The 14,601-nt window shown below is 55.0% G+C and carries 12 protein-coding genes; 5 read left to right on the top strand and 7 right to left on the bottom strand.

The annotated features are described in order from the left end of the window. Positions 1 to 6 precede the first annotated feature (6 nt). The 3 genes from rbfA to IV91_RS0110440 are packed head-to-tail and all read left to right on the top strand — an operon-like array spanning position 7 to position 3,105. Positions 7 to 375, top strand: a complete 369-nt coding sequence (gene rbfA, locus IV91_RS0110450) for a 30S ribosome-binding factor RbfA (protein WP_031598171.1) — start codon at positions 7 to 9, stop codon at positions 373 to 375. Next, the gene (truB, locus tag IV91_RS0110445; protein WP_035417779.1) at positions 353 to 1,303 is read left to right on the top strand and encodes a tRNA pseudouridine(55) synthase TruB; all 951 of its coding nucleotides are present in this window, start codon (positions 353 to 355) and stop codon (positions 1,301 to 1,303) included. Before rbfA ends, truB begins: the two co-directional genes overlap by 23 nt. Beyond that, positions 1,300 to 3,105, top strand: a complete 1,806-nt coding sequence (locus IV91_RS0110440; RefSeq protein ID WP_031598166.1) for an ABCB family ABC transporter ATP-binding protein/permease — start codon at positions 1,300 to 1,302, stop codon at positions 3,103 to 3,105. Before truB ends, IV91_RS0110440 begins: the two co-directional genes overlap by 4 nt. A 60-nt stretch (positions 3,106 to 3,165) precedes the next feature. Here IV91_RS0110440 and IV91_RS0110435 read toward each other — a convergent pair whose 3' ends face one another. The 6 genes from IV91_RS0110435 to trxA all read right to left on the bottom strand — a co-directional run bounded on the left by IV91_RS0110435 (position 3,166) and on the right by trxA (position 11,683). Continuing rightward, positions 3,166 to 4,113 carry a serine hydrolase gene (locus tag IV91_RS0110435; RefSeq protein WP_160171563.1) on the bottom strand — a complete coding sequence of 316 codons (948 nt, stop codon included), beginning with the start codon at positions 4,111 to 4,113 and terminating at the stop codon, positions 3,166 to 3,168. A 65-nt stretch (positions 4,114 to 4,178) separates the two neighbouring features. Beyond that, the gene (hrpA, locus tag IV91_RS0110430) at positions 4,179 to 7,940 is read right to left on the bottom strand and encodes an ATP-dependent RNA helicase HrpA (RefSeq protein ID WP_035417778.1); all 3,762 of its coding nucleotides are present in this window, start codon (positions 7,938 to 7,940) and stop codon (positions 4,179 to 4,181) included. Continuing rightward, on the bottom strand, positions 7,937 to 9,601 hold the full coding sequence (locus IV91_RS0110425) for an ArnT family glycosyltransferase (protein ID WP_031598160.1): 1,665 nt from the start codon (positions 9,599 to 9,601) through the stop codon (positions 7,937 to 7,939). The genes hrpA and IV91_RS0110425 overlap by 4 nt, the downstream gene beginning before the upstream one ends. Before the next feature lie 57 nt (positions 9,602 to 9,658). Further along, positions 9,659 to 9,865, bottom strand: a complete 207-nt coding sequence (rpmE, locus tag IV91_RS0110420) for a 50S ribosomal protein L31 (protein ID WP_031598158.1) — start codon at positions 9,863 to 9,865, stop codon at positions 9,659 to 9,661. A gap of 89 nt (positions 9,866 to 9,954) precedes the next feature. Then, on the bottom strand, positions 9,955 to 11,214 hold the full coding sequence (gene rho, locus IV91_RS0110415) for a transcription termination factor Rho (RefSeq protein WP_031598156.1): 1,260 nt from the start codon (positions 11,212 to 11,214) through the stop codon (positions 9,955 to 9,957). Positions 11,215 to 11,359: 145 nt separating this feature from the next. Beyond that, positions 11,360 to 11,683: a thioredoxin TrxA gene (gene trxA / locus IV91_RS0110410; protein WP_031598154.1), complete on the bottom strand. Its 324-nt coding sequence runs from the start codon at positions 11,681 to 11,683 to the stop codon at positions 11,360 to 11,362. A 189-nt stretch (positions 11,684 to 11,872) separates the two neighbouring features. On the opposite strand from trxA, the gene fdxA reads away from it, so the two are divergent. Next, positions 11,873 to 12,205 carry a ferredoxin FdxA gene (gene fdxA / locus IV91_RS0110400; protein ID WP_031598153.1) on the top strand — a complete coding sequence of 111 codons (333 nt, stop codon included), beginning with the start codon at positions 11,873 to 11,875 and terminating at the stop codon, positions 12,203 to 12,205. A 28-nt stretch (positions 12,206 to 12,233) separates the two neighbouring features. Here fdxA and IV91_RS0110395 read toward each other — a convergent pair whose 3' ends face one another. Further along, positions 12,234 to 12,884, bottom strand: coding sequence for an SAM-dependent methyltransferase (locus tag IV91_RS0110395; RefSeq protein WP_200874375.1), 651 nt, complete (start codon positions 12,882 to 12,884; stop codon positions 12,234 to 12,236). Positions 12,885 to 13,273: 389 nt separating this feature from the next. Between IV91_RS0110395 and IV91_RS0110385 the strand changes: the two genes are divergently transcribed. Beyond that, positions 13,274 to 14,179, top strand: a complete 906-nt coding sequence (locus tag IV91_RS0110385) for an ice-binding family protein (protein ID WP_051862541.1) — start codon at positions 13,274 to 13,276, stop codon at positions 14,177 to 14,179. The last annotated feature ends 422 nt before the right edge of the window (positions 14,180 to 14,601 follow it).

The raw sequence follows: 14,601 nt of genomic DNA, 5'->3' as shown, positions 1-14,601 counted from the left end.
TTCGGTATGAAACATTTTCCGCGCCAGATACGGGTGGCCGATCAGATTCAGAAAGAGTTGGCTGATTTGCTCCGACGTGAATTCAAGGACCCGCGCGTGGGCATGATTACCTTCACAGCGGTGGAGGTGGCGGGGGATTATGCCCACGCCAAGGTTTATGTCAGTTCGCTTCAGGGGGAGGAGGTATTGGCCCGTTCCCTGGAGGCATTGCGCGATGGAGCGGGGTTTCTGCGTCATCACCTGGGACGGCGTCTGACCTTGCATACCCTGCCTCAGTTGCATTTTTTGGCAGACACTTCGGCGGATCGGGCCTTCGTTCTGACCAATCTGATCAATGCCGCGCGGGCGGCCGATGAAGCATTCCCAAAATCCTGAACGCTCGGAGCGGCGTGCGCTCACCGGCGTCATTCTGTTCGACAAGCCGTTTGGCTTATCGAGCAATCATGCCTTGCAGCGCGTGCGCCGTCTTTTTCAGGCGCTCAAGGCAGGACACACCGGCACTCTGGACCCCCATGCCACGGGATTGCTCCCTCTTTGTTTTGGAGAAGCCACCAAGTATTCAGGGTGGATCCTCGATGCACCAAAGACTTATCACGCCACCCTGACTTTGGGCCAGACCAGCAGTACGGGGGATGGAGAAGGTGTATTGAACCCCGGGCGCCCGTTTCTGGGGAACGAGATGACCCTGAATGCCACACTTGATGGGTTTCTGGGCACTCAAACCCAGTTACCCCCCATGCATTCGGCCCTCAAGGTTCAGGGGCAGACGTTGTATCAGTTGGCCCGCGCCGGTAAGGAAGTGGAACGTACCCCTCGAGCTATTCATGTTCATGAGATACGTCTTCTCTCTTGGCAGGAGGATCAGGTGGTTATCGAGACCAAGGTTAGCAAGGGCACCTACATTCGGGTCTTGGCCCAGGATATCGGTATTGCCCTGGGGTGCGGTGCCTACCTGAGTGGTTTACGGCGGACGGCCACCGGTCCCTTTGACTTGAACGAAGCGGTGACCCTGGAAAATCTGGAGGGAATGACTCAAGCCCAGCGTGATGCCTGTCTTCAACCAGTGGACAGTCTGCTGGCTGGATTGCCACGCCTCGATCTGCCCCTGACTCAGGGGCGTTCCCTGAGTCAGGGGCAGATCGTCATGGGGAATTTCCCCTGGCCAGAATCGCTCTATCGGGTTTATGCCAAGAATCAATTTTTGGGATTGGCCGAGCCGGATGCCACGCACAGCAACTTGGTGCCACTACGCATGATGGGTGACTTGCCTTCCTTGTGTTTTCAGGAATCTGGTACCCTGTGAGACCTCATCCCCCCTCCTCCTCTTCATCTTCCGTACCCCATGCGTTTGCAGCAGGAGATTGGCGTGCCATTCGTGGGCTGATGCCGTATTTACTGGCATTCAAGGGAAGGGTTGCCTTGGCGTTGTCCTGTCTGGTGCTGGCCAAGGTGGCCAATGTGGGCGTACCCTTGCTGCTCAAAGAGATCATCGATCGTCTGGCACCCGGAAAAGGGGTACTCATGGTTCCGCTGGCCTTGGTCCTGGCCTATGGGGCATTGCGCTTTTCGACCACCCTGTTTAATGAGTTACGGGATGGGATCTTTGCCAAGGTGACACAGCGTGCCATTCGAAGCATTGCCCTGTCTGTGTTTCAGCATTTGCATGCCCTGAATCTGCGTTTTCATCTGGAACGCCACACAGGGGGGCTGTCCCGCGACATTGAAAGGGGCACGCGCGGCATTGAGAGTTTATTGCGCTTCACCCTTTTTAGTATTTTTCCTACCCTGGTGGAAATGGCCATGGTGGCAGCTATTCTGGCCTGGAAATACGATATCTGGTTTGCCTTGATTACCTTGGTGACGTTGGTGATTTATATTGCGTTGACGGTGGTGATCACCGAATGGCGCACCCATTTCCGGCGGCGCATGAACGAACTGGATTCCAAAGCCAATGCCCGCGCCATTGACAGTCTGATCAATTATGAAACGGTCAAATATTTCGGGAATGAGGCCTGGGAAGCGCAACGCTATGATCAGAACTTGGCTCGCTGGGAAGAGGCAGCGGTCAAAAGCCAAACTTCTCTGGCTTTGCTCAATGGAATTCAAAGTCTGATCATCGGGGTGGGCGCAGTCGCACTGATGCTGCGGGCAACGGCAGGGGTGTCTGCCGGACGCCTGACCGTGGGTGATCTGGTGTTGATCAACGCTCTTTTATTGCAACTCTACATGCCCCTGAACTTTCTGGGGGTGGTGTATCGCGAAATCAAGCAGTCCTTGGCGGACATGGATCGCCTGTTTCGATTGTTGACGGTGGAAACTGAGATTCGTGACTGTCCCGATGCTCAACCCTTGAAAGTTGGGGGCGGTGTCGTTCGTTTTGAAGCGGTGGACTTTGCTTACGACGAACGACGCGCCATTCTGCATCATGTGGATTTCGAGATTCCGGCGGGACATAAAGTGGCGGTGGTTGGGTCGAGCGGGGCCGGAAAATCTACGCTGTCTCGTCTTTTATTCCGCTTTTACGATGTGCAACAGGGGCGCATACTGATCGATGGTCAGGACATCCGCCAGGTCACCCAACAGTCCTTGCGTGCCGCGATCGGTATCGTGCCTCAGGACACGGTATTGTTCAACGATACGATCTATGCCAACATCGCCTATGGACAACCTGACGCTGCCCGCGAGGACGTTCTGCGCTGTGCTCAAACCGCTCATATCCATGCATTTATCGAAAGTTTGCCCGAAGGGTATGAAACCCAGGTGGGGGAACGGGGTCTCAAATTATCCGGGGGGGAAAAGCAGCGCGTCGCAATCGCTCGTACCCTGCTCAAGGCTCCGCGTATTCTGGTATTCGATGAGGCTACCTCGGCACTCGACTCTCACTTCGAGCGGGAAATCCAGGAAGAGTTATCCTCCATGGCGCGGCACCATACCACTCTGGTGATTGCTCACCGTTTATCCACCATCATCGATGCTGATCAGATCATGGTCATGGAAGCGGGGAACATCCTGGAACGGGGTACACATCTCGAATTATTGTCCAGGAATGGACGATATGCGGAACTATGGGCCCTGCAGCAGTCGGAAGAGGTTCAATCCGGGTAAAAAGCAGAGCAGAAAAACCAACGGCCGGACACATCAGGCCACCAGACCAGTGACCCGGATTTAAAGGGCAACGCCCGATTTTTGAACGGGTTTGGCCGACAGCAATCCCAAAGTGGTCTGATCCTGGACTTCCAACCAACGCCGTACCCGATTGGCATCAGAAAAGCGGGCATGATGACCACGGGAATCCAGCAGGACGATGATAGTGGGACGCTGATGGATGGTGGCTTGCATCACCAGACATTGTCCCGCTTCGTTGATGAAACCGGTTTTGGACAGACCGATTTGCCAGCCTTCCTGAGCGACCAAGGGATTGGTATTGTGCAAGGTAACCAACCGCCCCCCCCGACCGATGGGAACCTGAATCTCGGAGCGGGTAGTGATCTCGTGAATCAGGGGGACTTTGACGGCAGTACTTACCAGCACGGCCAAGTCCTGGGCCGTAGCGACATTGGCGCCGTTCAGTCCACTGGAATCTTCAAAATGAGTATCCTTCATGCCCAACTTCTGGGCTTGCAGATTCATCTGTTGAACAAAGGCCGCGGTGCCCCCAGGAAAGTTCCGGGCGAGGGCGGCGGCGGCACGATTTTCAGAGGCTACCAAAGCCATGCGCATGAAATCGAGACGGGTCGCCTGAGTACCCACGCGCAGGTGGGAATGACTGTAACGCAACGTATCCACATCTTCCTGACTTACGGTCAGGATTTCTTCCATATTCTGATGATTTTGAATGACTACCAGTGCCGTCATCAACTTGGTGATGGAAGCGATGGGGTGGGTAGGTTCGGGATTTTTGGCATAGACAACTTTCTGGGTCTGTTCATCCACGACCAGAGCCGTGACCGACAGGAGTGCTATGTGCCGGGGGTCTGGATCGACGGGGGCCCCATGATGGTGGTGATGCAGGTGGTGGTGTACCTGTGCTTCTGCCAATGGAACATGGGCGACGAAGAGGGCCATGAACCCTGTGAGGACCCAAGAGCGCAAAGCAGAAGAGGATAAAAACATGGGTGAACTCCAAGGTAGATGATACATTTCAACGATACAAAAAAAAACCTTGAAATGCAAGGGGATTATCCTGATTTACCCAACTTTTCCCAGATTTTTTCAAGACGGGGTACGGAAACGGGGTGAGGCGTTTTCAGTGATTGGGCAAAGAGTGCACAATGCAACTCTTCCAGCAGCCAGCGAAACTCTTCCAACTCCGGACTGGGTCCCCGCCGCTGGAGGGTATCTGTCCAGCGCCGTTCCAGGCGCGTCAGATCGGTATTCTTGCGGATATCTCCGGCAAGATCGCGGGGTAACTTCTCCAGACGAATTTCCATGGCGTGAAGGTAGCGCGGAAAATGGGCCAGTTTGGCGGGAGGAGTGGTGCGCAGCGTGGTGAAATTCATCAGACGTTGACGACGATGCTCCAGTTCTTTTAAGGGACCTGCCAGGTCCGGTTGGCGTGACAGTTGAGTCAGACGTTGGACTACATTCCGATGCCGTGTGAAAATATCGTGGAATAAGGCCACCTGGATTTTCAGGGATTGACCCAGATTTCCCTTGAGGGACTGGAGACGATGCTGGAACTCGGTGCGCGTGTGTGGCGGAACACCTTCATCCGGCAACCATTGGCGCAGCACCTGCTGCAGCAACAGTTCAAAGAGGGTGTCTGCCGTGACCGGATCCCCATTTTGAGTCAGACGGGCAAACTCTGGTAGGAGGGGTAGGAGGTCGGGTAGGGTATTTTGCCCTTTGAGTCGTAGCGGAGCCAAGCTCAAATGGGCCAATCGGCGGATTCCCGCCCGGGTACTGGTGAGTGCTTCTTCCTGATCATCGAAGACCATCAGGTCCACGGTTTGACCCCGATCCACCAAACCGGGATAGACCGTAAGGATGATGCCTGCACGCACCAGCGTCTGTGGGCCGGAAAGTTCTTCGAAATCCCAACGGGTCAGTCCCTTTTGTACCCAGTCCGGGTCTTTTTCGGGACTCAAAGTGCGATGGAGCGGGTTGTTCCATTGAGCCCGCAGCAGGTCGAGGTCACGGCCACTGGCGATTTCCTGGCCCATTTCATCGGTCAGGCGCAGACGCATTTTCAGGTGTTCTGGGGGTGTGGCCCAATCCTCGGGGGATACCGCCTGCCCACTGCGCTGGCGGACAAACTGATTCAGTTGGGGAAGAAGTGCGCCTCGAGAGGGATCATGACGCTCCAGAAAAGCCGTGACGGTAGGCGGCAGGGGCACCAGAGTGCGACGCAGGGTGCCAGGCAGTTTTTTTAAGAGAAAGGTGATTTTTTCGCGGATCAGTCCGGGTACCAACCAATCCAGCGGAGCATTGTCCAATAGGGACAGTACGGGCAAAGGCAGGGTCAGGGTGACTCCATCGAGGGGATGCCCGGGCTCAAAACGATAGGTCAGAGGCCAGTCTTGGCCCCCCCAGGAAAAGTGGTCAGGAAATTGAATTTCAGTAATGTCTCCAGCGGCATGGCGCATCAGAAATTCACGGGTCATGAGCAGTGGGTCTGCGTGACCCGGAGTCCGTTCGCGTAACCAATGGGTCAGACGTTGAGCGCTCCATACCTCGAGAGGCAAACAATCTTCATAAAAGGCGCAGAGGTCTTCTTCGGGAATTAGAACACCCTGGCGCCGCCCCTTATGTTCCAACGCCAGTACTTCGGCCATGGCGGCCAGGTTATGCACCAGAAAAGGAGGCGGTGTCTTCAATTCACCCGCGACGAGGCCATGCTGGATGAAGACTCGCCGCGCTTCGTGGGGCGCGATGGGACCATACCGTACAGGGCGACGGGCCACCAGAGTCAGGCCATAGAGTGTCACTTTTTCGTAGGCATTGACCTGCTCGCCCTGGGGGTCCCAGTAAGGATCGCCATAGCTGCGTTGAACCAGTGATCCGGCGGCGGCTTCGATCCATTCCGGTTGGAGGGGGGCCAGCAGACGGGCCTGGATGCCTTCGGTTTCTGCCAGTTCGGCGGCCATGACCCAGCGCGGACGTTCCTTGCCCCGCACACCAGAGGAGACCCGAAAACGAATACCCCGCGGGCCGAGATAATTCTGTGCTTCTCGATCCCATTGTCCGATCTGGCCCAGTAATCCGCAGAGCAGGGCGCGGTGGACATTTTCTGGCGGGGCAGGGCTTTCGTTCGGCAGCCACTGTCGTTCAGTTATCAACCCCACCAGTTGACCGTGTAATTCGCGCCATTCGCGCACCCGTGCCGGGGAAAGGTAATTGCGCTGGCAGAAGTGCACCAGTTGGCGTCCTGATTTGCGGTGTCGAAAGGCTTCCTGTACTTTGTCCCAGATTTGGAGAAGGGCCAGGAATTCTGAACCGGCTTGGAGGAATTGGGCATGGTGGGCATCGGCTCGACTGCGATCATCGGAGGGGCGCGTGCGCGGATCTTGCACGCTCAGGGCTGCCACCAGGACCAGGATTTCTCGCAGGCAACCCAGGTCACGAGCGGCGAGAACCATGCGACCCAAACGCGGATCGAGGGGGAGAGGAGCCAGTTCACGGCCCAACGGGGTGAGTGCGTGGGCTTCGTCCATGGCACCCAGTTCATGCAGGAGTCGATAACCTTCTTCGATGGCGCGTGGGGTAGGACTGTCGAGCAGAGGAAGGGTATCCAGACAGCCCAAGCCCAGGTGGGCCAGACGCAGGATGACGCTGGCAAGGGAGGTACGAAGAATTTCGGGCGTAGTGAAGGGCGGGCGGGCAGAAAAGTCTACCTCGTCATACAGCCGAATACAGATTCCGGCCGCCACTCGCCCACAACGCCCGGCACGTTGGCGGGCTGCAGCCTGGGAGATCTTTTCCACGCGCAACTGGGTAACCTTGGTGCGCAGACTGTACCGATTGACGCGGGCCAATCCCGTATCGATGACAAAATGGATGCCCGGCACGGTCAGTGAGGTTTCGGCCACATTGGTGGCCAACACGATGCGTCGTCCCGTACCCGCTTGAAAAACCCGATCTTGCTCGGTTTGAGATTGACGGGCGTAGAGTGGCAAAATCTCTGTATGTGGTGGATGGTGTTTACGTAAGGCTTCAGCGGTTTGTCGGATATCCCGTTCTCCCGGCAGAAAAATCAGAATGTCCCCCCGTGCATGCAGATCTCCCAACTCGTCCACAGCATTCAGCAACGCCTGGAGGCTCTGGTCTTCATCATCGTCGGTTTCTTCCTCGGTGGGTGCCTCGATGGGCCGCCAACGGATTTCCACCGGCCAGGTTCGCCCTGAGACCTCGATCACTGGAGCTTGGTCGAAGTGGGCCGACAGTCGTTCAGCTTCGAGGGTGGCGGAGGTCAGAATTACTTTGAGGTCGGGGCGACGGGGGAGCAGACATTTCAGATAGCCCATCAGAAAGTCCATGTTGAGACTACGCTCATGCACTTCATCGAGGATCAGGGTGTCATAGCGACGAAATTCTGGATCATGGGCGATTTCGGCCAACAGGATTCCTTCGGTCATGACCTTGATGAAGGAACGGTCCGATACCTGGTCGTGGAAACGAACCTGATAACCCACGGCTTCGCCCAGACGGGTTCCCAGTTCCTGGGCAAGTCGTTGTGCTACGCTGCGCGCCGCTACACGGCGTGGCTGCGTGCATCCGATCAGCCCCCCCACCCCCCGCTCAAGAAGCAGGCAGAGTTGGGGGAGTTGAGTGGTTTTCCCCGATCCGGTTTCTCCACAGATAATGGTGACGGGATAGCGAGACACGGTGGACAGTATTTCTTCCCGTGCCGCCAGCACCGGCAGATCGCTGGTCAATGATGGACGCGGCAAGGTCTCCCGACGCCGGGCTTGAACGGCGGGAGAAAAGGGTTTGTACCTCATCGGGCCGAGCGGGTCAGGAGGAGGAATCGTTCATTCCGGTCCCCAGGACGTTCTGCACTCCAGCGCAGGTGCCAACCTTTGGGCACCAAAAAGGCATTCTGCCCATTGGATTGCACCAGCCATAGGGAACACTGGACACTAGGATCCAGTTCGCGCCGTTCAGTATGAAGGTCGAGGGTATCGTCCAGCAATCCGCGCTGGGGTTCGCCCAGTCCTGTACTCATGATGCAGCCATGGGAGTGGGGCAGTGCTTTTCCCAGGGAAAGCATGACGCCCTCATAACTGCGTGAAGCTTCCACATAGGGCAACCAGAGGGACATGACCAGCATCCAGGAAACCGTCATGCCCACCGACCAGTTGATCAGTGCGCGTCGAGGAGAAGGATGGGAATGAAAAATAGTGAAGGCCCAAAGTAACGTCAGAAATAGGGAGAAAGCAAAGGGCAGTGCCTGGAAATGCGTGTGAAAGTCAGGAAGTTGGGCATCTAGGTAATGTATGATGCCAACAGGCCAACCCGTCATCTGGGCAATCCAGCCCAACCACAGCAAGGTGGTCAGAAGCCCGAAAGTCAGCATGCCGAACCAATCCAGTGCGCTGGTGGCTCCCCGTCGCAATCCGTCCAGTCCACCTGTCGCCAGCAAGGTAAAAGGAAGGAGGAGGGGAAGGGCATTGCCTTCACGGGGAGAAGTGCATAAACCCAGAACAAGTAGCCAGAGCCCCAACATCAGCAACAGAAAACGGGTCTGAGGTTTTTCCCAGGTTCGTTTTCCTCCGGTCCATAGTACCCCCAGAGCCAAAGGGGCTGCTGGCCAGGCAAACCAACTGGAAACGACCAGATAGTATAGGGGGGAAGCATCGGCGACCAGCCATGTCTCTGGATGCAGGAAGGGGCCGAACAACAGGGGTTTCCAGAGAACATAGGTGGCGGGATGATCAAGCGCCAGAAGGGTAGGCCAGATGACCAGAAAGGGAATGGCTCCTATGGCCCAGAAAAGTGTAAAACGTCCTGCCTGAGGAGGACGAAATTCATGAATCAGAGCGGGGGCTAGAATCAACAGGGGCAAGAGCAAGGGGAACGCCAATGTGCCCTGGGACAAAAACGCCATGCCGAATCCGATTCCCCCCATCAACCCCCCCCGGACGGTTTGAGTCCGTCCCATGGGAAGAGCGGCCACGACCCATGAAACACCCGTCAACCAGGACAAATCTGTACTCATTTCATGGGCGCGGATGACCAACCCCACGCTTCCGATGAAGATCAGGATGGCTAATCGAAGGGTTCTGGGACCGTAGAGATGACGGGCGGCCAGGGCAATCCCCGCAAAGGTTCCCACCATGAACAATCCACTGGCCAGACGTGCTGCATCGTGAGGAGGCACGAGATGGAAGGAAAAGCGTACCAGAATCGCCCCCAGCCAATAGTACAGGGGAGGGTGCGCAAGGTAGGGTTCACCCGCCAGGGTAGGAGATAACCAGGATCCTCCACGCAGCATTCCGTGGATAATCCCTTGGCTGACGGCTTCATCGTACTTCCAAGGGGTATGTCCTGTCAGGCCCGGAAGAAGCCAAGCGAGACAGATGAGAATAAAGAGTACGATCTTTAGAGGTGTGGCGGTCCCGTCGAAATTGAGGGTTTTATCGATTAACGATCCGGAAGCCACAGTGATCCCTTTGCATTTCCACCCCCAAGTCTCAATGATGAGGCTTGGGGGGATGGATTACTTGCGGGCGTATTTTTGACGGAATTTCTCGACCCGACCGGCAGTATCCACGATTTTCTGTTTACCGGTATAGAAGGGATGACAGGCTGAGCAGACTTCCACGGAAAGGGCTGGCTTTCCCATCGTGGAGCGGGTGATGAAAGAGTTACCGCAACTGCAGGTTACGGTGAGGTCATTGTAGGCGGGGTGAATATCAGCTTTCATGAGCGTTCCTGTACGTGAGCCGGGGTATACGGCACCAAACCCGAAATTATGCACCAAAACTAGATTCTATGCAAGTCATTGGCGGGCGGTTAACCGCGCCGCATGGAGTCGAAGAAGTCGGCATTATTCTTGGTGGCTTTGATCTTGTCGAGCAGGAATTCGATGGCTTCCATTTCATCCATGGGATAAAGCAGTTTGCGCAGTACCCAGATCTTTTGCAAGACGTCTTGCTTGATGAGCAACTCTTCTCGTCGGGTTCCCGAACGGTTCACGTTGAGTGCCGGGTAAATGCGTTTTTCTGCCATGCGTCGGTCAAGATGGATTTCCATGTTTCCCGTGCCCTTGAACTCTTCGTAGATCACGTCGTCCATGCGGGATCCGGTATCGACCAAGGCGGTGGCTATGATGGTCAGCGACCCTCCTTCTTCGATATTGCGTGCCGCGCCGAAGAAACGTTTGGGACGTTGCAGGGCGTTGGCATCCACACCACCCGTCAGTACCTTGCCTGAGGAAGGAACCACCGTGTTGTAAGCACGGGCCAGACGGGTGATGGAATCGAGCAGGATGACGACATCGCGCTTATGTTCCACCAGGCGCTTGGCTTTTTCGATCACCATTTCGGCAACCTGGACATGGCGGGTAGCGGGTTCGTCGAAAGTGGATGAAACTACTTCACCTCGCACCGAGCGTTGCATTTCCGTGACTTCCTCGGGGCGCTCGTCGATCAGCAATACAATCAGGGTAGCATCGGGATTGTTGGCCGAGATGGAATGAGCGATATGTTGGAGCATCACTGTTTTTCCACTCTTGGGACTGGCCACCAGCAAGCCCCGTTGTCCCTTGCCGATGGGGGCGACGATATCGATGACACGCCCCGTAATATTTTCTTCGGCACGGATGTCCCGTTCCAAGGTCATGGGCTGAGTGGGAAAGAGAGGCGTCAAGTTCTCGAATAGGATTTTGTTCTTGGCATTTTCCGGAAGTTCGCCATTCACCGAATCGACCTTGACCAATGCAAAGTAACGTTCCCCTTCCTTGGGTATTCGGATTTCTCCTTGAATGCTGTCCCCTGTATGCAGGTTGAAGCGGCGGATCTGGGAGGGGCTGATATAGATATCATCCGGACTGGACAGGTAGGAGGTTTCTGGCGAACGAAGGAAGCCGAAGCCGTCCTGAAGGACCTCCAGTGTGCCTTCTCCGTAAATGCTTTCGCCTCGTTTGGCTTGGTTCTTGAGCAGGGCAAAAATCAACTCCTGCTTGCGCATACGATTGGCGCCTTCAATTTCGAATTTGGTAGCCATGTCCACCAATTCGGTGACATGGTGGGTTTTAAGATCAGAAAGGTGCATGGATCAGGTATCAGAAAGGGAAATGATTCGGTGGATGTGCACTGGGGGCCCCGCAGGAGCGAGGTACAGAGCGAGTTTGGTGAGGGTGGTGGAGCATTATACACGTGCGCCACCTGAGTGATCTCAGGGGCGCAGAGTAACGCGTTTAGAGGTGACTGTCAATGAATGCGTTCAATTGTGACTTGGAGAGTGCACCGACCTTGGTGCCTTCTACGCTTCCATTCTTGAACAGCAACAGGGTAGGAATACCCCGCACGCTGTACTTTCGTGCCGTTTCCGGGTTGTCGTCCACATTCAGTTTGGCGACCTTGACCCGTTCGCCATAATCTTTCGCGGCTTCTTCCAGTATGGGGCCTATCAATTTGCAGGGACCACACCATTCAGCCCAAAAGTCCAGTAATACGGGAATGGGAGACTGCAGAACGTCCTGTTCGAAGGAACGGTCGGTGACATGATGCACATTACTCATGGAAAACCTCAACCAGATTGGGATGAAAATTTTTACAACGTCAAGAACGACCAAAAATCATTGGGAGATCCGTGAAGATATCCTAAACCAAAATTCGGCGAAACGCAAAACCAACCTTACCGGTTCTTGAACAGATCAGTTAAAATCACATTCTTTTCGTCGGTGGATCATTCTAACCAAGGAGACTCTATGACTTATGTAGTGACCGAATCCTGCATACGCTGCAAATATACGGATTGTGTGGATGTCTGCCCGGTGGATTGTTTTCGGGAGGGGCCGAATTTTCTCGTGATCGATCCGGACGAGTGCATCGACTGTACCCTTTGCGTGGCTGAATGTCCTGCCGAAGCCATCTTTGCTGAGGATGACGTTCCTGAAAACCAGCGCGCTTTCATCGCCATCAATGCGGAACTGGCCAAGAACGAGCGCTGGAAACCCATTATCGAGCGTAAGGAAGCCCCAGTCGATGCGGATGAGTGGAAAGGGGTGATGCCCAAGGCACATCTGCTCGACCGAGGGTGACCCACCTCGTCCGAAAGGCTCGTTTTGATTACTGCTCGGGCTTGCGTGCGATCATACCGATGAGCGCCGAAGGGCCGTGGTGTCCTGAGCCTTCACTGAGGGTATCTTCATACGCTTCCAGATATTCGATGGTGTAATCCTTCCATGCTTGGCGCAAGATTTCTTCCGTATAGAGGTTTTCTACGGCAGAAGGTCCCCCGGTTTTATATTCCAGTTGCTTGGGAGTATACCCCTGCAACAGTATCTGTCCTCCCGGTTTCAGCAGTGTGCGAATTTGTTCAAACTGGCGCTGACGCAAGACCGGAGGAGCAAACTGGATGAAAATTCCCACTACCCAATCGAACAGGTCAGGGGTCTGAGGGGTTCGCCACTCCTCCGTCAGCATGTCACCACAACAAAAATCCACGGTCACCCCGCGCATTTTTGCCAATCGACGTGCTTTTTCCACTGCGACGGCAGAAATTTCCACAGCACTGACCTGTAGTCCCTGGCTGGCCAACCACACGCTGTTACGACCTTCTCCATCGGCTACGGACAGGACTTTTTCGCCTGGGATAAAACGCTCCTTCTGGTTGACCAGAAAGTGATTGGGTTCGGTGCCAAACAGAAAATTTTGTCCTACTTCTTCATAGCGGGTACTCCACATCCTGTTTTGTTCTGCAACAAAGTCATCGTTCATGGTCAGGGTCTCGTTAAAAAAGTTGGTTTCTTCAAAGGAACTCCATCATTTTCCCTAATAACGGGCTTCTTCGGTCCTCTATCGCCGGATTTCAAGAATTCTATATGAATATCATTCATGGTTCGAATTTCTGACCTGGAACAATCCCTTCGGTTTTATTGCGATGCACTGGGTTCCTATATTTCCCTGCACATTTTTAGCAGCATCTGAAGCCGTAGTGTGCGGTGTCGCACAGACGCCACAGGGGGGAGTGACGGACAATCCCGGAAGAGATGGAAGTAGTGATCGTAGCGGGATTTTTGGTCAGTGGCCGAAGAGTCCAATCGCACAGGAGCAACGTAGTAATTGTGCGGATATACAACCAATTACAATTTATTAGGGGTGTATTGATGAAAGCTCAAAAAATATTATCTGTCCTGCCATTGGCAGTGATCGGCGCGCTTTATGGCGCTTCGGCATGGGCGACACCTTTTCTGGGCTCGGATTTGGCAAGTTTTACGGTTCTGGGTTCCTCGACAGTGACCAATGTACCTAAGAGCGCTATTGACGGGAGTGTGGGTGTCTGGTCAAGCGGGGGGGCAAATGCAATCACGGGCTTTAACTCATCCCCCGGCGTTGCCGTGTCAGATCCACAAGTGACCGGAGGTACGGTACAGGCAGGCGGGTCTGTGGCGCAGTTGGCCCAGTCTCAACTCACTACTGCTCTCACAAATCTTGGTTCTCTGGGGCCAGGCACCACCCTCTCTGCGGATCTGACAGGACTCACGCTTGGGCCGGGCGTTTATACAGTTCCTGCGGGAACGACCAATTTGTCGGGGGCGCTCACGCTTAACGGTGGGGGTAATGCCAACGCGGCCTGGGTTTTCGAAATGCCGAGTACCCTGATCACCTCGTCCAACTCGGTCGTGAATGTGATCAATACCGGTTCAGGTGCTGGCGTGTATTGGGATGTCGGTAGTTCCGCGACCATCGGTACAAACACGGCATTCCTGGGGAATATTCTCGCACTCACCAGCATCACCATGAACACCACCGCAACAGATCTTTGCGGTAGAGCCTTGGCGAGCACTGGTGCCGTAACTTTGCAGAAGAACAGCCTGTCCGGCGCTTGTACAGGCGTGATGGCAGGAAGCAGTGGTCTGAGTGGCGGCCTTTATTATGCTTCTGGCAGTAGTGCAGCCACTTTTCTCCCGTACGCCTCTGTCAATGGGACTGTTCCAGAACCCGCCACACTGCCGCTGTTGGGGCTGGGGTTCGTGGGGCTTGGATTGACAAGTTTACGTTGGCGCGGGTGAATTGACCCTTTTGGGGGTGCAGGGGCAATCGCCCCCTGCGGACTGTCGGAAAAGAAGTTCGCAGGGACGGAGCGAAGCGACGCCCCGCAAAATTTTGCATGTGATTGATGACGCGATACGAGCATTTACCGATCTACAAGGCGGCATGGATGTGGCGGTGCATTTCGAGCAGGTAGTGGCAGGCGCCTGAACCACTGAAAACACGGAACCAGTATCATGCGAATCCATCAACGGCAGGAATCCGGGAGGCCACAATGATCTCCGTGAACTTTAAACGTTTCGCAAACCCCAAAGCCGCCCATACGCACAATCCTTCGCGGGGTGGGTTCCCATTAACTCGTTCTAAAAAAACCAGCATCCTGAGCCGGTTTTCTTTCTTGTATCTCTTTGCTCTGGGCGCGCTGTTTTATCTGATGCATACC

It is taken from the genome of Ferrovum myxofaciens, assembly GCF_000735045.1.
Classification (GTDB): domain Bacteria; phylum Pseudomonadota; class Gammaproteobacteria; order Burkholderiales; family Ferrovaceae; genus Ferrovum; species Ferrovum myxofaciens.
The sequence above is the reverse complement of the archived record's forward strand: the minus strand, read 5'-3'. Positions and strand labels throughout refer to the sequence as shown.